This is a genomic window from Streptomyces sp. NPDC005070, from assembly GCF_053600395.1.
In genome coordinates, this window is sequence record NZ_JBSFZS010000012.1 from 23,826 (window position 1) to 43,790 (window position 19,965).

Annotated in this window: 12 protein-coding genes; 8 read left to right on the forward strand and 4 right to left on the reverse strand. The window is 72.4% G+C overall.

Annotated elements, in window-relative coordinates; genetic code table 11:
- The first annotated feature begins 50 nt into the window (after positions 1-50).
- The 5 genes from ACWEBX_RS06500 (at position 51) to serA (ending at position 9,103) form a co-directional block, all read left to right on the forward strand.
- Positions 51-3,437 carry an EAL domain-containing protein gene (locus ACWEBX_RS06500; RefSeq protein ID WP_451883785.1) on the forward strand — a complete coding sequence of 1,129 codons (3,387 nt, stop codon included), beginning with the start codon at positions 51-53 and terminating at the stop codon, positions 3,435-3,437.
- Positions 3,438-3,664: 227 nt separating this feature from the next.
- Positions 3,665-5,521, forward strand: coding sequence for an acetolactate synthase large subunit (locus ACWEBX_RS06505; protein ID WP_451883786.1), 1,857 nt, complete (start codon positions 3,665-3,667; stop codon positions 5,519-5,521).
- 20 nt (positions 5,522-5,541) lie between these two features.
- Positions 5,542-6,069 (forward strand): acetolactate synthase small subunit, encoded by a 528-nt coding sequence (ilvN, locus tag ACWEBX_RS06510; RefSeq protein ID WP_266763065.1) that lies wholly within the window; start codon positions 5,542-5,544, stop codon positions 6,067-6,069.
- A gap of 135 nt (positions 6,070-6,204) precedes the next feature.
- Positions 6,205-7,206, forward strand: coding sequence for a ketol-acid reductoisomerase (gene ilvC / locus ACWEBX_RS06515; RefSeq protein WP_451883787.1), 1,002 nt, complete (start codon positions 6,205-6,207; stop codon positions 7,204-7,206).
- Positions 7,207-7,513: 307 nt separating this feature from the next.
- The gene (gene serA / locus ACWEBX_RS06520) at positions 7,514-9,103 is read left to right on the forward strand and encodes a phosphoglycerate dehydrogenase (protein WP_451883788.1); all 1,590 of its coding nucleotides are present in this window, start codon (positions 7,514-7,516) and stop codon (positions 9,101-9,103) included.
- Positions 9,104-9,184: 81 nt separating this feature from the next.
- Here the strand turns inward: serA and ACWEBX_RS06525 are convergent, their stop codons facing one another.
- Together ACWEBX_RS06525 and ACWEBX_RS06530 are read right to left on the reverse strand one after the other, a co-directional pair.
- The gene (locus tag ACWEBX_RS06525) at positions 9,185-12,178 is read right to left on the reverse strand and encodes a helix-turn-helix transcriptional regulator (RefSeq protein ID WP_451883789.1); all 2,994 of its coding nucleotides are present in this window, start codon (positions 12,176-12,178) and stop codon (positions 9,185-9,187) included.
- A 239-nt stretch (positions 12,179-12,417) separates the two neighbouring features.
- Entirely contained in the window at positions 12,418-14,022 is a 1,605-nt protein-coding gene (locus ACWEBX_RS06530; protein ID WP_451883790.1) for an MFS transporter, read from the reverse strand.
- 123 nt (positions 14,023-14,145) lie between these two features.
- Here ACWEBX_RS06530 and ACWEBX_RS06535 point away from each other — a divergent pair, with 123 nt between their 5' ends.
- Positions 14,146-14,736, forward strand: a complete 591-nt coding sequence (locus ACWEBX_RS06535; protein WP_451883791.1) for a TetR/AcrR family transcriptional regulator — start codon at positions 14,146-14,148, stop codon at positions 14,734-14,736.
- A gap of 7 nt (positions 14,737-14,743) precedes the next feature.
- Here ACWEBX_RS06535 and ACWEBX_RS06540 read toward each other — a convergent pair whose 3' ends face one another.
- Positions 14,744-16,138, reverse strand: coding sequence for an MFS transporter (locus ACWEBX_RS06540; RefSeq protein WP_451883792.1), 1,395 nt, complete (start codon positions 16,136-16,138; stop codon positions 14,744-14,746).
- 47 nt (positions 16,139-16,185) lie between these two features.
- On the opposite strand from ACWEBX_RS06540, the gene pdxR reads away from it, so the two are divergent.
- A complete protein-coding gene (gene pdxR, locus ACWEBX_RS06545; RefSeq protein ID WP_451883793.1) occupies positions 16,186-17,598 on the forward strand; it encodes a MocR-like pyridoxine biosynthesis transcription factor PdxR in 1,413 nt (470 codons plus the stop codon).
- On the opposite strand, the gene ACWEBX_RS06550 is transcribed toward pdxR, so the two are convergent.
- Positions 17,595-18,851 (reverse strand): PucR family transcriptional regulator, encoded by a 1,257-nt coding sequence (locus ACWEBX_RS06550; protein WP_451883794.1) that lies wholly within the window; start codon positions 18,849-18,851, stop codon positions 17,595-17,597. The genes pdxR and ACWEBX_RS06550 overlap by 4 nt on opposite strands.
- Positions 18,852-19,016: 165 nt before the next feature.
- Between ACWEBX_RS06550 and ACWEBX_RS06555 the strand changes: the two genes are divergently transcribed.
- Positions 19,017-19,943 (forward strand): proline dehydrogenase family protein, encoded by a 927-nt coding sequence (locus ACWEBX_RS06555; RefSeq protein WP_451883795.1) that lies wholly within the window; start codon positions 19,017-19,019, stop codon positions 19,941-19,943.
- Positions 19,944-19,965 lie beyond the last annotated feature (22 nt).

Consider the following 19,965-nt stretch of genomic DNA (forward strand, 5'->3'; position numbering starts at 1 on the left):
CGGGGACGGACTTTGAGACTGCGAGGGGGGCGACGGGCAATGCACGGCCTATGGACCAACGATCCGACGCGGCGGGGCCGCCGCCGACGACGACCCTGGCGCGCGGCCACGCACAGCCGCGGTCACGGCAGCCATCACCACCGCAGGCATCCGGGCCGCCGGAGGCACGGGCACCCGGCGTGCCGGGACCGGCGGGACCCCGGGGCGCGGACCGGGTGGGCCCGGTGAGCTCCCCAGGAGCGCTGCTGATCCGTCGGACGGTGTTCGACGGTGGGACGGGCCTGTTCTCGCAACTCGCGCTGGCCCTGGTGTGCGCGGCCTACGCCGTCGGTTCCGCGCTCGGCTGGGGCTCCACGCGTCTCGCGCTGGTCATGGGCGACTTCGGGCTGAGCGTCGCCGCGGGCACCGCGGCGGTCTCCTGCTTCCTCTACGCCCGCCGCCGTCGCAGCCGCTTTCGACCCGCGTGGCTGCTGTTCGCGCTCTCCTCGGCGATGGCCTCGCTCGGCAACCTGGTCTGGGGGTGGTATGAGGTCGTCCTCGACCGCCCCGTGCCCACCCCGAGCTACGCCGATCTGTTCTTCCTCTGCTTCGCGCCGCCCGCCATCGTCGGACTCCTGGTGCTCGCCAAGCGGCCCGTCACCAGGGCGGGCTGGGTATGTCTCGCGCTGGACGCCTGGCTCATCGGCGGATCGCTGCTCACCCTGTCCTGGAGTCTGGCGCTCGCCCAGGCCGCGCGGTTCGACGGGCCGAGCGTCGCGCACACCGCGCTGTCCCTCGCGTACCCGCTGCTGGACATCGCGCTGGTCAGCATGGTGCTCGCGCTGCACTTCAGGCGCTCGTCGGTGAACAGGTCGGCGGTCAACACCGCGATCGGGGCGCTCGCCCTGACCGTGATGTGCGACGCGCTGTTCACCTCGCCCCTCCTGCACAACAGTTACCACTCGGGCCAGCTCCTCGACGCGGGCTGGTTCGCCGGCTCGCTGCTCCTCGCCTACGCCCCCTGGGTCGTCACCCGGCACGGGTACGAGACCGAGGAACACTCCGGCGAGGAGCACACCACCGGCGAGCACGGCGCCGACATCGACGCGTACGGCCCGGACCCGCGCGAACCCGAGGCCCGAGGCCCCGAGCCGAGCGCACCCGACCCGCGCGGACCGGACGAGCCGGGCTCGGAGGAGCACGCGCGCGTGGCGCACGAGGGCATCCCCGGACAGCGCAGGGAAGGGCAGCACGGGCCCCCGGGAAGCCGCGTCCCGCCCGGGCCCCAGGGCACCCGTCCGGCGCCCGGACAAGGAGCCCCCCAGGAGCGGCCCGGGTCGCACGACGGCCAGGAGCGGCACGAGGAGCCGGCCCCACGCCACGGAGGGCGGGGCGGACCCGCCCCCGCGGACCCCCAGGGCCCGGGCCGCTCCCCGGCGGCGCGTCCGATCACCGGGTCACTGGCCGCCCTGACGCCCTATCTCGCCGCCGCCGTCTGCACGTTGGGGATCCTGTACAACATCCTCAACGGACGCAGGGTGGACCGCGTGGTGCTCGTCACCGCAGGTCTCGTCGTCCTCGCCCTCGTGGTGCGCCAGGGCATCATGCTGCTCGACAACATCACCCTCACCCAGGAACTGGCCCAGAAGGAGAACCACTTCCGCTCCCTGGTGCAGGGGTCGAGCGACGTCATCATGATCGCCGCGCCGAACGGCATCCTGAGATACGTCAGCCCGGCCGCCGCCGGGGTCTACGGCCGTGACGCCGAGGACCTGGTCGGCTCCGAACTCGCCTCGCTCATCCACCCCGAGGACCTCGGCTGCGTGGTCCACGAAGTACGGCGCTTCCTCGCGGCCAGCCATGCCGAGGAGCCCACCACCCGGATCGAGTGCAGGTTCCGGTCCGGCGACGGCGGCTGGCTCAACGTGGAGTCCACCGTCAACCGGCACCACGGCGGCCTCATCTTCAACAGCCGTGATGTCACCGAACGCGTGCGGCTCCAGGCGCAGTTGCAGCACAACGCCGAGCACGACCCGCTCACCGACCTGCCCAACCGCGCGCTGTTCACCCGGCGCGTCCAGCAGGCCCTGTCCGGGCGCCGCTCCACCGACCGGGGCACCGCAGTCCTCTTCATCGACCTCGACGGCTTCAAGGCCGTCAACGACACCATCGGGCACCAGGCAGGCGACGAACTGCTCGTCCAGGCCGCCCGCAGACTCCAGGACTCCGTCCGGCACGGCGACACCGCCGCCCGGCTCGGCGGAGACGAGTTCGCGGCCCTGATCGTCGGTGACGGGGGCCGCGACCGCACCGCCCGTGAGCAGCAGGTACGGGAACTCGCCGACCGTCTGCGGATCAGGCTCTCCCAGCCCTACTGCATCGACGGCAACGATGTCCGGGTCGCCGCGTCCATCGGCGTCGGCTTCGCCGAACCGGGCCTCGGCGCCGGTGAGTTGCTGCGCAACGCCGACCTCGCCATGTACCGCGCCAAGGCGGCCGGAAAGGGCCGCGTCGAGCTCTACGCGCCCCAGATGCAGCAGGACGTGGTCCGCAGGGCGGAGCTGGCGACCCGGCTGCGCTCCGCGCTGCAGGACGGCGAGTTCGCCCTGCTGCACCAGCCCGTGGTGTCGCTGGAGAACGGCCGGATCGCGTCGGTCACCGCACAGGCGCGCTGGCGTTCCTCCCAAGGGGTGCTCTTCACGCCCGCCGAGTTCCTGCGGGTCGCCGAGGACGGCGAGAGGACCGCCGAGCTCGGCCGCTGGATGCTCGACGAGGCGGTCGGGCAGGCCGCCGAGCGCACCGCCGCGGGCGTCGCCGTGCCGGTCACGGTCCGGATGACGGCCCGGCGTCTGGTGGACCGCTCGATGCCGCTGGGCTCCGTGGAGTCCCTGCTGACCCGGCACGGGCTCGCCTCGGGCGGTCTGATCGTCGAACTGTCCGACACCGATCCGCGGGTCCCCCTGGACGAGCTGGAGCGCCGGCTGAACGCGCTCCGGCGTCTCGGTGTGCGGATCGCCCTGGACGGCTTCGGCAGCGGCTACGCGGCGATCACGGCCCTGAGGCGGCTCCCCGTCGACGTCCTGCGGCTCGACAGGAGTCTGGTCGAGGGGGTCGTCGAGTCCGCCCGGCTGCACAAGATCACCAGCGGGCTGCTGCGGATCGCCGCCGATCTGGGACTCCAGTCCGTGGCCGACGGGGTGGATCTTCCCGAGCAGGTGGTCGCCCTGCGCGCGATGGGCTGCACCCATGGACAGGGCATGGCGTTCTCCGGACCCCTCGACGAGTACCGGCTGCGCCGGGCGCTCTCTTCCGGCCACTATCCGGTGCCCAACGGCCCCGCCGAGCCGGTGTTCGCCGGTGGCGGGGGCGCGGCGGTGTATACGGGTGGAGTGCCCGTCGTCCTGGGGGGCGGAACCGCCCTCCGCTCACATAATGAGACTCCCGTCCCACCCACTTGACAGTCGGTGCGTGCCGGGGGGAGGGTCAATGCCATGCGCACCCGAATTCTCGTACTTGGAAAGCGCGTCGGCTGAAGCTAGGTGGCCTCCGGAAAGGTCCGGAACACCCAGCGACCGCACCCGGCGCGCTCCCCTCGCTTGCCTCACGGCACGAGGGGTTTTTTGTTGCACAGGCATCAGTCGTACACCGCACAAAAGTCGCAAAAACCCTCAGCATCGAGAAGAGAATGCCGATGACCGAGCAGGCCACCGGGGCCCACCATCCGCAGCCGCGGCCCCGTTCCGGAGGACAGCAGTCCGCCCCCGAGCACGTCACGGGCGCGCAGTCCCTCATCCGCTCGCTCGAGGAGGTCGGGGCCGAGACCGTATTCGGCATTCCCGGCGGTGCGATCCTTCCGGCCTACGACCCGCTGATGGACTCCAAGCGGGTGCGGCACGTGCTCGTGCGCCACGAGCAGGGCGCCGGCCATGCCGCCACCGGCTACGCGCAGGCCACCGGCAAGGTCGGCGTCTGCATGGCGACCAGCGGCCCCGGCGCGACCAACCTGGTCACCCCGATCGCCGACGCGCACATGGACTCGGTGCCGCTCGTGGCGATCACCGGGCAGGTCGCGTCCAAGGCGATCGGCACGGACGCCTTCCAGGAGGCGGACATCGTCGGCATCACGATGCCGGTCACCAAGCACAACTTCCTGGTCACCAAGGCCGAGGACATCCCGCGGACGATCGCGGAGGCCTTCCACATCGCCTCCACCGGCCGGCCCGGCCCCGTCCTCGTCGACATCGCCAAGGACGCCCTCCAGGCCCGGACCACCTTCCAGTGGCCGCCCACCCAGGACCTGCCCGGCTACCGTCCGGTGACCAAGCCGCACGCCAAGCAGATCCGCGAGGCGGCCAAGCTGCTCAGCCAGGCCAGGCGGCCCGTGCTCTACGTCGGCGGCGGTGTCCTCAAGGCACACGCCACCGCCGAGCTGAAGGTCCTCGCGGAACTCACCGGGGCGCCCGTCACCACCACCCTGATGGCGCTCGGCGCGTTCCCCGACAGCCACCACCTGCACGTGGGCATGCCGGGCATGCACGGTTCGGTCACCGCCGTCACCGCGCTGCAGAAGGCCGACCTGATCGTCGCCCTCGGAGCCCGCTTCGACGACCGCGTCACCGGCAAGCTGGACAGCTTCGCCCCGTTCGCCAAGATCGTCCACGCCGACATCGACCCGGCCGAGATCGGCAAGAACCGTGCCGCCGACGTGCCGATCGTCGGAGACGCCCGCGAGGTCATCGCCGACCTGGTCCAGGCGGTCCAGAAGGAGCACAGCGAGGGGAACACCGGCGACTACACCGCCTGGTGGAGCGACCTCAACCGCTGGCGCGAGACCTACCCGCTCGGCTACGAGCAGCCCGACAACGGCCAGCTCTCCCCGCAGCAGGTCATCGAGCGCATCGGTCAGCTCGCCCCCAAGGGCACGATCTTCGCGGCCGGCGTCGGCCAGCACCAGATGTGGGCCGCGCACTACATCCAGTACGAGCAGCCCTCCACCTGGCTGAACTCCGGCGGCGCCGGGACGATGGGTTACGCGGTCCCGGCCGCGATGGGCGCCAAGGCCGGACAGCCGGACCGCACGGTCTGGGCGGTCGACGGCGACGGCTGCTTCCAGATGACCAACCAGGAACTCACCACCTGCGCCCTGAACAACATCCCGATCAAGGTCGCCATCATCAACAACGGCGCCCTCGGGATGGTCCGCCAGTGGCAGACCCTCTTCTACAACCAGCGCTACTCCAACACCGTGCTGCACAGCGGCCCGGACGCGGACGGCAAGCAGCCGAGCGCCGGCACCCGCGTCCCCGACTTCGTGAAGCTGTCGGAGGCCATGGGCTGCCACGCCATCCGCTGCGAGTCGCCGGACGACCTCGACAAGGTGATCGAGGAGGCGAACTCGATCAACGACCGTCCGGTCGTGGTCGACTTCATCGTCCACGAGGACGCGATGGTGTGGCCGATGGTCGCCGCCGGCACCTCCAACGACGAGGTCATGTTCGCCCGGGACGTCCGCCCCGACTTCGGCGACAACGAAGACGACTGAGAGAGAGCCGAGTCAGACCCATGAGCAAGCACACCCTCTCCGTCCTCGTCGAGAACAAGCCCGGTGTCCTCGCCCGGATCACCGCCCTGTTCTCCCGGCGCGGCTTCAACATCGACTCCCTCGCCGTCGGTGTCACCGAGCACCCCGAGATCTCCCGCATCACCATCGTGGTGAACGTGATCGAGGCACTTCCGCTCGAACAGGTCACCAAGCAGCTCAACAAGCTCGTCAACGTCCTGAAGATCGTCGAACTGGAACCCGGTTCGGCCGTTCAGCGGGAACTCGTTCTGGTGAAGGTGCGCGCCGACAACGAGACGCGCTCCCAGATCGTCGAGATCGTTCAGCTGTTCCGCGCGAAGACCGTCGACGTCTCCCCGGAGGCCGTCACCATCGAGGCCACCGGCGGCGCCGACAAGCTGGAGGCCATGCTCAAGATGCTGGAGCCCTTCGGCATCAAGGAGCTCGTCCAGTCCGGCACGATCGCGATCGGACGCGGGGCGCGTTCGATCACCGACCGTTCGCTGCGTGCGCTGGACCGGTCGGCCTAGCCCAGGAAGCCCCGGTCGCACGGGCGGGCCGCCCACCCGGTCCGCCCGTATGCCGAGACCCGAGAACTTCACTTCCCCCGCCCGCCGTACGGTGGGACGCAACACCGGAAATACCGGAAAACAAGGAGAACCCCAGTGGCCGAGCTGTTCTACGACGACGACGCCGACCTGTCCATCATCCAGGGCCGCAAGGTCGCGGTCATCGGCTACGGCAGCCAGGGTCACGCCCACGCGCTGTCGCTGCGCGACTCGGGTGTCGACGTCCGGGTCGGTCTGCACGAGGGCTCCAAGTCCAAGGCGAAGGCCGAGGAGCAGGGCCTGCGTGTGGTGACCCCGTCGGAGGCCGCGGCCGAGGCCGACGTCATCATGATCCTGGTGCCGGACCCCATCCAGGCCCAGGTCTACGAGGAGTCCATCAAGGACAACCTCAAGGACGGCGACGCGCTGTTCTTCGGCCACGGCCTGAACATCCGCTTCGACTTCATCAAGCCCCCGGCCGGCATCAACGTCTGCATGGTCGCCCCCAAGGGCCCGGGTCACCTCGTGCGCCGCCAGTACGAGGAGGGCCGCGGCGTTCCGTGTATCGCGGCCGTCGAGCAGGACGCGACCGGCGACGCCTTCGCCCTCACCCTCTCGTACGCCAAGGCCATCGGCGGCACCCGCGCCGGCGTCATCAAGACGACCTTCACCGAGGAGACCGAGACCGACCTGTTCGGTGAGCAGGCCGTCCTCTGCGGTGGCACCGCCGCCCTGGTCAAGGCCGGCTTCGAGACGCTGACCGAGGCCGGCTACCAGCCGGAGATCGCGTACTTCGAGTGCCTCCACGAGCTGAAGCTCATCGTCGACCTGATGTACGAGGGCGGCCTGGAGAAGATGCGCTGGTCCGTCTCCGAGACCGCCGAGTGGGGCGACTACATCACCGGCCCGCGCATCATCACGGACGCCACCAAGGCCGAGATGAAGCAGGTCCTCGCCGAGATCCAGGACGGCACGTTCGCCCGTAACTGGATGGACGAGTACCACTCGGGCCTGAAGAAGTACAACGAGTACAAGACCCAGGACGAGAACCACCTCCTGGAGACCACCGGCAAGGAGCTGCGCAAGCTCATGTCGTGGGTCAACGACGACGAGGCGTAAGCCTGGGGAAGGGGCCGGAGCGGCATGCTCCGGCCCCTTCGTCGAACCCCGGGTAACGCCCGTGGACACGGTGTTGGACATACCGTCCAGCCACGGACGGGTGATCCTTCCGCGGAGGCGCAGGACGACCCCCGTGGCGCCACTACACTGCACAGCAACAACGCGTCAGGCCCACAGCGTCGTGCGTCTTCCACGCGGCTCGAGCGACCCCCCCCAAGAAGTGCAGGCACACCCCGGGGCCGCTGCAAACCCTCCACCGCCTGCGGCCGTCGGGACGGCCGTCCGCATGGGACTTGTGAGGACTCACGTGAGCTCGAAACCTGTCGTACTCATCGCTGAAGAGCTGTCGCCCGCGACCGTCGACGCCCTGGGCCCGGACTTCGAGATCCGGCACTGCAACGGCGCGGACCGTGCCGAACTGCTGCCCGCCATCGCCGACGTCGACGCCATCCTGATCCGCTCGGCCACCAAGGTCGACGCCGAGGCCGTCGCCGCCGCCAAGAAGCTGAAGGTCGTCGCACGAGCCGGCGTCGGCCTGGACAACGTGGACGTCTCCGCCTCCACCAAGGCCGGCGTGATGGTCGTCAACGCGCCCACCTCCAACATCGTGACCGCGGCCGAGCTGGCCTGCGGTCTCCTCCTCGCCACCGCGCGCCACATCCCGCAGGCCAACACGGCGCTGAAGAACGGCGAGTGGAAGCGCAGCAAGTACACCGGTGTCGAGCTCGCCGAGAAGACCCTCGGCGTCGTCGGCCTCGGCCGCATCGGCGCGCTCGTCGCGCAGCGCATGTCGGCGTTCGGCATGAAGGTCGTCGCCTACGACCCCTACATCCAGCCCGCGCGGGCCGCGCAGATGGGCGTGAAGGTCCTCACCCTCGACGAGCTGCTCGAGGTCTCGGACTTCATCACCGTGCACCTGCCGAAGACCCCCGAGACCCTCGGTCTCATCGGCGACGAGGCCCTGCACAAGGTCAAGCCGACCGTGCGCATCGTCAACGCCGCGCGCGGTGGGATCGTCGACGAGGAGGCGCTGTACTCGGCGCTCAAGGAGGGCCGCGTCGCCGGCGCCGGCCTCGACGTGTACGCGAAGGAGCCCTGCACGGACTCCCCGCTGTTCGAGCTCGACGAGGTCGTCTGCACCCCGCACCTCGGCGCCTCCACGGACGAGGCCCAGGAGAAGGCCGGTATCTCCGTCGCCCGCTCGGTGCGCCTCGCCCTCGCCGGTGAGCTCGTCCCGGACGCGGTCAACGTCCAGGGCGGCGTCATCGCCGAGGACGTCAAGCCCGGTCTGCCGCTCGCCGAGAAGCTCGGCCGCATCTTCACCGCCCTCGCGGGCGAGGTCGCGGTCCGCCTCGACGTCGAGGTGTACGGCGAGATCACCCAGCACGACGTCAAGGTGCTCGAACTCTCCGCGCTCAAGGGCGTGTTCGAGGATGTCGTCGACGAGACCGTGTCGTACGTCAACGCCCCGCTGTTCGCGCAGGAGCGCGGTGTCGAGGTCCGGCTGACCACGAGCTCCGAGTCCCCCGACCACCGCAACGTGGTCACCGTGCGCGGCACGCTCGGCGACGGCCAGGAGGTCGCGGTCTCCGGCACGCTGGCCGGCCCGAAGCACCTCCAGAAGATCGTCGCCGTCGGTGAGTACGACGTGGACCTCGCGCTCGCCGACCACATGCTCGTCCTTCGCTACGAGGACCGTCCCGGTGTCGTCGGCACCGTCGGCCGCATCCTCGGCGAGTCCGGCATCAACATCGCCGGCATGCAGGTCGCCCGCGCGGACGTCGGTGGCGAGGCCCTCGCGGTTCTCACCGTCGACGACACCGTGCCGCCGACCGTTCTCACCGAGCTCTCCGAGGAGATCGGCGCGACGTCGACGCGGTCGGTCAACCTGGTCTGAGACCGGTTCGAGACGGCTCGCCCCCTGCGAGCGAGGGCCGGGACACCCATGGGTGTCCTGGCCCTCGGCCGTTGCGGACGCTCACGCGGACGGTGTCGTCTCCGGCTCGATCAATCCCTCGCGGTAGGCGATGGCCACGGCCTCGGTGCGGCTCGCGGCACCCAGCTTGGCGAGGATGTTGGAGACGTGGACGCTCGCCGTCTTGCCGCTGATGAACAGCTCCTCGCCGATCTGGCGGTTGGTGCGCCCGCGGCCGAGCAGCCGCAGCACATCGCTCTCCCGGGCGGTCAGCGCGGCGATGCGTTCCCCGTCGGCCGGTGCCTCGGCGAGGCGGCCGCGCCGCACGAGCGTGTCCAGGGCGTCGCGCAGCGGCTCCGCGCCGAGGTGTACGGCGATGGCGTGGGCGGCGCGGGCCTCTTCGCCGGCCTCCTCCCGGCGGCCAGCCGCGAGAAGGGCCTCCGCGAGCCGCCGTCTGCTTCTGGCCAGCTCGTACGGATCGCCGTAGCCGAAGGCCGCGACCGCCCGTTCCCAGGCCGCCACGTCCGGACCGGTGCGGGCCCGCAGCCACTCCGCCTCGGCACGGGCGGACCAGGCCCGGCTCTCGGGCCCCTGCTCGGCGCCCTTGCCGCCGCGGGCCACCACGGTCCTCGCCAGCTCCACCAGCTCGGTCGCGGTGTCCGCCCAGCGGTCGCCGCCGGCCGGGTCGCCGTCGCGGCGCGCCTTCTCCGCCGCGTCCGCGACCGCCGACAGCGCGAGCGCCGCGAGCCGCACCACGACGGGCGGCGGGCCGGTGCCGGTGACGTCCGTGAGCGCCTCGGTCGCGGTGCGCAGCCGCCGTACGGCCTCCTCCGCGTCGCCGCCTTGGGCCGCCGCGTCGGTCAGGACGATGCTCGCGACGAGCGTCGACATCCAGTCGAAGGGCCGGTCGAGCAGGGCGCGGGCTCCGGCGACGGCCGCCTCGCGCGCGCCGCGGGCGAGGGCGACGTACAGCGCGGGGCCGGAGGCGAACCCGGCCGCCGCCGGGAGCAGTTCGGCGTCCTCGGCGGCCGCCCGCGCGCACGCGTCCCAGCGGCCCAGTGTGTAGAGCACGAGCGACTGGAGGTAGCGCAGCTCCAGGGCGTACGGGGAGGGGAGGAGACCGGCGCGGCGGGCGCGGTCCACGCCGTCGCCGAGCCAGGTCAGACACTCCTCCAGGTCGCCGGATTCGTAGCACCCGATGGCCAGGTTGAACAGCGCCCGCATCTCCACCGGGAAGTTCCCGGCGCCGTGGGCCAGTTCACGCGCCCGGCGCAGGCGCTCGCGGCCCTTCGGGGTGCGCCGGTTGTCCGCTTCCATGCCGACCAGGGAGATCGTCAGGTCGGCCTGGGCGTCGGCCAGCCGGAGCTGTTCGGCGGTGGCGAGCGCCTGCCGGGCGACCCGCTCGGCGTCCTCGTCCCGCCCCACGAGACGGGCCGCCATGACATGCGTGGCCGCCGCCCACACCCACGTGTACGAGGGCGGCTCGGCGGGGATCAGGGCGAGGGCCTCGCTGCTGTACGTGAACGCGTCCTTCAGGCTGTCGATCCGCATCAGGTTGCCCGCGAGCGTGTACCGCACTCGGGCGGCGAGCTCGGAGTCGGCGTCGGAGCCGGCCCTGGCGAGCGCGTCACGGGTGAGGTGGACCGCGCGATGCATCTCCCCGGCGCTGGCGGCGGCGGCCGCGGCGCGCAGGGTGAGGGCGACAGGACCGGCGTCCTCGGGGCGGGCGCCGGCGTCCACCGCGGGCCACAGTTCGAGGGCGGTCTCCAGGTGGCGCAGCTCCTCGGCGGGCGCGCCGACGCACTGGGCGTGATCGGCGGCTTCGAGGGAGGCGGTGAGCGCGTCGGCCAGGTCGTGGCTCTCGCGCGAGTGGTGGGCGCGCTCGGCCGCGTTCTTCGCCGAACGGGCGGGTCCCGCGAGGAGTCCGGCGAACCGGCTGTGCAGCCGCACCCGTTCGCCGGGCAGCAGGTCCGCGTACACGGCCTCGCGGGTGAGCGCGTGGCGGAACGAGTACGTCGCGTCGCCCCCGGGCACGAGGAGCTGGTGGCCGACGGCCTCGCGCAGCGCCGACTCCAGCTCGTCCTCCGGGAGTTGTACGGCGTCACGCAGCAGTTCGTGCTCGACGCGGCGCCCCGCGACGGCCGCCGTGCGCAGCACCTGCTGGGCGGTGTCGGAGAGTTGCTCGATGCGGATGAGGAGGACGTCGGCGAGTCCGCTGGGCATGGCGGGGGAGACGGGGGAGTCGTCGCCGGGCAGTGCGGCGAGCAGCTCCTCGGCGTAGAAGGCGTTGCCCTCGGCGCGCTCGACGATGCTGTGGACCGTGGTGTCGGAGACCGGGCCGGTGCGCAGCGCGCGCACGAGCCGGGCCACGTCGGCGTCGGCCATGGGCCGCAGCTCCAGCCGGTCGACGGCCGGCAGCCGGATCAGCTCGGCGAGCAGGGGGCGCAGCGGGTGGCGGCGGTGCAGGTCGTCCGCGCGGTACGAGGCGAAGACCGCGAGGCTCCGGGCCGGACCCCCGGCCGGCGGCCGTTGGAGCACGCCCCGGCTGAGCAGGAAGCGCAGCAGGTCGCGGGAGGACTGGTCCGCCCAGTGGAGGTCCTCGATGATCAGCAGGAGCGGGGTGATGTCGGCCAGGTCGGCGAGGAGACCCGCGACGGCCTCGAAGAGCCGCAGCCGGCCGCCGGGGTCGGTCGAGCCGCCGGGGTCGGACGCGCCGCCGGGCCCCGGCCCGGAGCCGGTCAGCCGGTCCACCGCCGGGTGGGCCGCGAACGCCGGGGCGAGGCGCTCGTCGGCGGCCGCCGCGCCCAGGATCTCCGTGAACGGGAGGTACGGCAGGCCCACGTCGCCGAGGTCCACGCAGTGGCCGGTCAGGACCGTCGTCCCGGAGGCGCTCGCGTGCACCGCGGCCTCCGTGAGCGTGCGGGTCTTGCCGACGCCGGCGTCGCCGGCCACCAGGACCGCGCGCGGCTCGCCGCCCCCGGCGCGCTCCAGCACGCCGGTGAGCCGGGCGAGTTCGTCACTCCGGCCGATGAACGGCGTACCGAAAGTTTGTGTCACAGGCCCATCCTGGCACGCCCCGCCGACAACTCCCCGGCGTCGCCCTCCTGATCGGAACGGGGACCGGGAGCCGCCCGGACCGTGCGGGTGCCGCCATGCCGGTGCCGGGCGGACCGGGGTTCTCCGGTCCGCCCGGCGGGGGCGCTTCAGGGCGTGGTCCGCCCGGTGGACGGGCGTGCGTGGCCGTCGCCCGCCCGGTGAGGCGGGCGCCCGGGGCGTCGTCCGCCCGGTGGACGGGCTCAGGCGGGTGTCAGGCCGCTTTCCTGCTCGGACGCCGCCTCCTCCAGCGGCTTGCCGGCCCCGGCGTCGGGGACGTCGCCGTCCTCGTGCACCGCCACCTTGCGCAGGCTCGCCGTGGCGAGGGCGGCGGCGCCCAGCAGCAGGACCGCCCCCGCGACGGCCGCCGCCTGCATGCCGTGCGTGAAGGCCTCCCGTGCCGCGCCGGCCAGCGCCTGTCCGGCGTCGCCCGGCAGTCGTCCGGCCACCGCGAGCGCGCCGCCGAGCGTCTCGTGGGCCGCGGCCGGGGCACCTGCCGGGATGTCGTGGCGGTAGACCGCTGTGCCGATGGAGCCCAGGACGGCCATGCCGAGGGCGCCGCCGAACTCCGCGCCGGTCTCCAGCAGGGAGGAGGCGGAGCCCGCGTTGCCGACGGGCACGGTGCCGAGGGCCAGGTCCATCATCTGCGACATCACGGTGACGATCCCGGAGGCGAGGACACCCGCCCCGGCCAGCACGAGCCACAGGGAGTCGGTGCCCGCGAGGGCCAGCAGGCCGTAGCCGCAGGCGGCGACGACGAAGCCGCCCGAGACGACGTGGGCGCGGTGGACGCCCTTCTGCACGAGCTGCGCGGAGACCGGCGCGGCCACCCCGACCAGGACGGTGGGGAGCAGGGCCCACAGCGCGGCGGCCATGGAGCTCTTGCCGAGCACCGACTGGAGGTACTGGGTGGTGAAGTACGCCGAGCCCATCATGCCGAAGGACGAGATCAGGTTGAGGACGACGGCGGGAGCGAAGCCGCGGCCGCGGAACAGGGCGGGGGAGATCAGCGGCGACTTCGCGGTGCGCTGACGGTGCACGAACAGGGCGGTGAAGACCAGGCCGACGAGGACCGAGACGACGTACTCGGCCTTCCAGCCCTCGGACGGGATCTCCTTGATGCCGTAGATCACCGGCAGCACGGCGGCCATCGACAGCGGCACGCTGAGCAGGTCGAAGCGGCCCGGCTCGGGGTTCTTCGACTCGGGCAGCAGGATCGGGCCGAGGACCAGCAGCAGCACCATCGCGGGCAGGTTGACCAGGAAGACCGAACCCCACCAGAAGTACTGGACGAGCACACCGCTCATCACCGAGCCGAGGGCGATACCGCCGGTCATGACGCCGGACCACAGACCGATCGCCTTCGTGCGCTGTCCGGGGTCCGTGAACATCGTCCGGATGATCGCCATGGTCGAGGGCATCAGGGTCGCGCCGCCCAGGCCGAGGACCGCGCGGGCCGCGATCAGCATCTCGGCGCTGTTCGCGTAGGCGGCCAGCACCGAGGCGGTGCCGAACGCGGCGGCGCCGAACAGGAGCAGCTTGCGGCGCCCGATGCGGTCGCCGAGGGAGCCCATCGTCATCAGCAGTCCGGCGAGCACGAACGCGTAGATGTCGAAGATCCAGAGCTGCTGGGTGCCGCTCGGCTCCAGGTCCGCGCTGATCGAGGGGATCGCGAAGTAGAGGACGGAGACGTCCATCGAGACCAGGAGCAGCGGAAGCATCAGGACGCCGAGGGCCGTCCATTCACGGCGGCCGGCCGGAGCGCCGGGGGCGTCGGCGGCGGGAGTCGTGCTCGTCGGGTTCGTCATGGCAGGGACTGTACGCACGTATTAAACGCTTGTCTAGTACGTGCGTTTAAGACGTGCGTATCATACGCTTGTCCTTGACGAGCGTATGGGACGGTTGTCTGAATCGGGGGTAGGCTGGCCCGCATGGGACACCGTGAGGATCTGCTCGAAGGCGCCAAGCGCTGCCTGCTGGAGAAGGGCTTCGTGCGCACCACGGCGCGCGACATCGTCAAGGAGTCGGGGACGAACCTGGCGTCCATCGGCTACCACTACGGATCGAAGGACGCGCTGCTCGCCCTGGCCTACGTGGAGCTCATCTCCAACGTCGGCGACACGTTCGGCGCGTTCGCGCTGACCGACACGGCGAGCGCGCCCGGCTCCCTGGAGCGCTTCCAGGAGGCCTGGGAGAGCATCACCCGGTCCTTCGTCGAGGACCGGCCCATCTGGATGCTCACCTTCGAGGTGATCACCAACTCGGACCGGCTGCCCACGGTCCGCGAACACCTGGCGAAGGCCTCGGACGAGGGTCGCCGGGGGCTCGTCCCGATGCTGGCCGGCGGATCTGAGGCCGACGTCGACGACGCCACGATGCGGTCGCTCGGCGGCTTCTACCAGGTCCTGCTCAACGGTCTCTGCGTGCAGTGGCTCTTCGACGCGGACTCGGCGACCGACGCCGCGGAACTGACCGAGGGGCTGCGCCGGGTGATCGGCGGGGCGGCGGGACCCGGTAGCTGAGGCAGCGTCAGTCCCGGTCCGGTGAAAGGCACTTCACCGACGGCCCCGACGGCAGTGGGGCAGCGGCCGGCGGCGTGGGAGCGGCCTCGGTTTCCCGGTCCCGGAGGGCCGGGACCAGCGCCACCAGCATCAGGGCACCCGTGACGGCGAAGGCCGCCGCGTACCCCACCGGTGCGGCCAGGGCGCCGAAACCGAGGGCGCCGACGCCCATGCCGCCGTCGTAGGCGAGATTCCACAGCGCGCTGACCGTGCCGTAGTCGGAGGCGGGGACCCGTGCGTACATCAGGCTCAGTGTGGCGTTCTGGGCGATGCCGAAGCCGGTTCCGAAGACGGCCACCCCGGCCAGGACGGCGACCGTGCTCCCGGTGAACGCGGTGATCAGCATCCCGCCCGCCGACAGGAGCAGGCCCGGCAGCACGAGCCCCGCGGGCCCGCGCCGGTCGCCGTACCGGCCCGCCGCCCACCGGGCCGCTGTCGACGCGGCGGGCTGCACGAAGAGGGCCGCCGCGACGACCCCGGAGGAGGCCGCGGGGACCGCCGGCGGCAGAAAGGTGACGCTGATCCCGGTCGCCAGAGCCGTGGTCGCGAAGACGGCCGCGGGCCGCACCAGGTCACCGGTGCGCAGTGCCGCCACCATCCCCACGGCCTTCTCCGACGCCCGCTCCCGGCCGGGCAGGCCCGGCACCGACGCGACGGCGGCGAGCGCGGCCGCACCGGCGGCGAGGGCGACCGGGGTGAAGCCCACGCGCCCGGCCAGCCACATGCCCAGCGGCAGGGCGATCAGGGACGGCACGCCCGAGACCACACCCACCAGCGCCAGCCCCTCACCCCGCCGCCCGGCCGGGATCAGCGAGGCGGTCAGCGCCCCGCCGGCCACCAGCGTCAGAGCGAAGCCGAGGCCGCGGACCAGGCAGACCAGCACGATCCACGCCATCGAGTGCGAGAGGGTCAGCACGAGTGCCGGAGCCCCGAGCAGCGCGAGTCCGGCGACCAGCACCGCCCGGTAGCCGTAGCGCGCGACCAGGCGGGGAGCGCCCAGTTCGCCGAGCACGGTGGCCAGCATCAGCGCGCCGGTGGCCGGGCCCGCCCCCGACGCCGTGGCGTAGACGGGGACGACCGACAGCAGCAGGAAGAAGCTCACCGACGCCCCGATCATGCTCACGAAGCGGAGCATCAGGGGCCGGGTGAGCAGCGGCGGCCGTCCGGCGGATCCCTCGACCGGACGCGCCACACCCCCCGCCGCTCCGCCGGCCGGAACGGTCGCGCCCTCCGCCGCTCCGCCGGCCGGAGCCGGCACGGCCGCCGGGTATGGCGTCGGGGACGCGGTCGAGGACGGCGTGGGCGCCGGGACCGGCGTCCGCGCGGCCGGCCGGAAGGTCCGTCGTAGCGGGGAAGGCGTCATGGGAACGACGCTAGGTTCCGGCCGGACCGCCGGTAAGCTCCAATTCCATGCCGCCGCAGTGGACCGGTTCGTCACCCGAGCTGCTGCTGTCCGTCGACCGCGACAGCGGCGAGCACCTGCGCGCCCAGCTCGAGCGCCAGTTGCGCCACGCGATCCGCACGGGCCGCCTCGGCTCCGGGGAACGGCTTCCCTCCTCCCGTGGACTCGCCCGCGAACTCGGCCTGTCACGCGGCCTCGTCCAGGACTGCTACGCCCAACTCCAGGCGGAGGGCTACCTGGTGACCCGGGTCGGCTCCGCCACCCGGGTCGCCGCGGGAGCCCACGCGCCGCCCGCGCCCGCTTCCCGGGACCGGGCCGCCCCGCGCCTGATCGCCGACTTCCGGCACGGCGTACCGGACTTGGGGAGTTTCCCGCTCGCCGACTGGCTCTGGGCGACCCGCGAGGCGGCCCGCGCGATGCCGACGTCGGGTCTCGACTACGGCGATCCGCGCGGGAGCGCGGTGCTGCGCGAGGTCGTGGCCGGATATCTGCGCCGGGTGCGCGCGGCCGCGGCCGACCCCGAGCGGATCGTCGTCTGCTCCGGCTACGCGCAGGGGCTCGGACTGACCTTGCGCAGCCTGGCGCTCGCCGGGGTGCGGGTGGTGGCGTACGAGGATCCGGGCGGCCCCGCCACCGCGTCGGCCGCCGCCGGTGCCGCGGGTCTGAAGGCCGTGCCCGTACCGGTCGACGCGGACGGCGTCGACGTGCGCGCGCTCGACGCGACCGGGGCCCGTGCCGTCATCGTCACCCCGGCCCACCAGTGGCCCACCGGGGTCGTCCTCGCCCCCGAACGCCGCATCGCCCTGATCGAGTGGGCCATGAGCAGGGACGCGTACGTCATCGAGGACGACTACGACGCCGAGTTCCGCTACGACCGGGAGCCGGTGGGCGCGCTCCAGGGCCTGGCGGCGGACCGGGTCGTCTCGATCGGCACCGTCAGCAAGTCGCTCGCCCCGGCGCTGCGCATCGGCTGGATTCTCTGCCCGCCCGCGCTCGCCGCCTCGCTGACGGAGGCCAAGCGCCTGAGCGACCGAGGCTCCCCGACCCTCGATCAACTCGCCCTGGCCGAGCTGATCGAGTCCGGGCGCCACGACCGCCATCTGCGCCGGATGCGCGCGGTCTACGCGGCCCGGCGTACCGCCCTGGTCGACGCACTTGCCGCGCACGCTCCCGAGGTCCGGCTCACCGGGCTGGCCGCCGGCTTCCACGCGGTCCTGCACCTGGCGCCGGACGCCGACGAGCGGTCCGTCGTCGCCGCGGCCCGGGAGCGTTCCGTCGGCCTGTACGGCATGAGCGCGTGCCGCTCGGACGGGTCGGCGACACCACCCCGGCTGGTGCTCGGCTTCGGCGACGTGGGGGAGCGGGCGATCGCCGAGGGAGTCGCGGCCGTCGGCGACCTGCTCACCGGCACGACCCGCTAGAGGCGAGCGCCCTTCAACGCCATGTGCAGCAGCAGCCGGTCCTCGCCGTCGTCCAGGTCCAGGCCGGTGAGCTGCTCCACGCGGGACAGGCGGTAGTACAGCGTCTGGCGGTGGATGCCCAACTCGGCCGCCGTGCGCCCGGCCTGGCCCGCCCGGTCGAGGAACACCTCGGCCGTGCGCGCGAGTTCGCGGTGGGCGGTGCCCAACAGGGCGCTCACGGCGGGGTCGTGGGCCGCGTCCGGCGGCAGAGCGGTCAGGAGCCGGAAGGGGCCGATCGCCCCCCACTCGGCGACCGGACCGAGCCGGGGCTCCGCCAGCACCGCGCGCGCGGCCGCCGCCGCCTCACGCCAGGCGGCCCCCAGCTCCCCGAGCCCCTCCCGGGCCCCGGCGACCCCGGCGGCCGCCGTCCCGCCGAGGGAGGAGCCCGCTCCCGTACCGCCACCGGCGGAGGCGGCCCCCCGGTCGCCGCCGCGGACGCCCGCGGCCTCCCGTACGAACCGGCCTGCCGCCGTCAGCGCCGGAGTCATGACGTCCGGCGAACGCAGCCGGATCAGCAGGGCCAGGCTCTGGCCTGTGGTGCCCCAGGGGATCGTGCACAGCGCGGTCGCGCCCGGCACCGTACGGGCGGACGGGGCGTCGTCCGGGTCGGCCGAGGGCCACGGCGCCACGCACACCACCGTGTGCAGACCCTCGCCGCGCGGACCGAGCGCCGTGCGCAGCTCGGCCACCGCCATGTCCCGCTGCCAGCCGCGCTCGGCGGTCAGAACGGCACGCAGCTCCCGGGTGAGATCCGCACCGGCCTGCGCCTCGTCCGCGAGCAGCGCGCCGAGACGGGAGGCCACCTGCATGGCCCCGGCGAGCTGGGCGTCCGTGGGACCCGGGTCGTCGTCGAGCAGCCAGACATAGCCGAGGACGACGCCGCGATGGCGCACCGGCAGACAGATCCGCCCCCGGTAGACCCCGGCCTCGGGGGTCGGCGGGATACGCACGGGCCCGGTCGCGCGGGTGATGCCGAAGCCCTCGAACCAGGTGCGGACCGCGGTGGTGGACCGCCGGGTGAGGATCGAGCGGGTGCGCACGGGGTCCAGGGCGGACGGGTCGAGGTCGCCCTCGCTGTCGTACGCGCCGAAGGTGATCAGCTCGAAATCGCGGTTCTCCAGCGTCGCCGGGACGCCGAGGAGCGCCGAGATCTCGTCGACCAGCTCCTGATAGTCGCCTCTGTGTTCACCGCTCACCCCGGCATTCTCGCGCATTTCCGGGAGCCCTTCATACATATGTCTGAGATCTGGGCCAGGGATGCGTGACAGCTGTCGATGGCCCAGGATCGGAGAGATCCCTAGGTTTCACGGTGGTTCTCCGTGCCGTACCCGAATCGTCGGGTCTCGGCCTCCTGCTCACTTTCGTTGTGGAGGTGCCCCGTGCTGGGTCCCGTGATTCTCGCCGCCTCGCGCAGCGACAAGATGCGCCGTCTGATCTCGGCCGCCCCGGTGACCAAGCCGGTCGTCGACCGCTTCATCCCCGGTGAGACCGTCGACCAGGTCGTCCCGATCATCAAGGACCTCACGGGCAAGGGCCTCGAGGTCACGATGGACGTCGTCGGCGAGGACATCACCACTCCCGAGCAGTCGTACGCCGCCCGTGACGCGTACCTGGAGCTGATCGGCCGCCTCAAGGAGCTCGGCCTCGGCACCAAGGCCGAGATGTCGGTCAAGCTCTCCATGTTCGGACAGGCCCTGGAGGGCGGCCACGAGCTGGCTCTGGCCAACGTCCGTCCGGTCGTCGAGGCCGCCGCCGCCATCGGCACCACCGTCACGCTGGACGCCGAGGACCACACCACCCTCGACTCGATGTTCGCGATCCACGAGGAGCTGCGGAAGGACTTCCCGCAGACCGGCTGTGTGATCCAGGCCTACCTGTTCCGCACCGAGGCCGACGCCCGCCGCCTCGCCGAGAGCGGCAGCCGCGTCCGTCTGGTGAAGGGCGCCTACAAGGAGCCCGCCGAGGTCGCGTACCAGCAGAAGGCGGAGACCGACAAGGCGTACGTCCGCATCCTGAAGATCCTGATGGAGGGCGAGGGCTACCCGATGATCGGGTCCCACGACCCGCGCCTCATCTCGATCGCCCAGGAGCTCGCGCGGACGGCCGGGCGCAAACTGGACGAGTACGAGTTCCAGATGCTCTACGGCATCCGCAGCGACGAGCACCTGCGGCTCGCCGCCGAGGGCCACCGCATGCGCGTCTACACCGCGTACGGCACCGACTGGTACGGCTACTTCATGCGGCGCCTGGCGGAGAAGCCGGCCAACCTGCTCTTCTTCGCTCGTTCCATCCTCACCAAGGGCTGAGACCGAACACCCGCTCGACTCA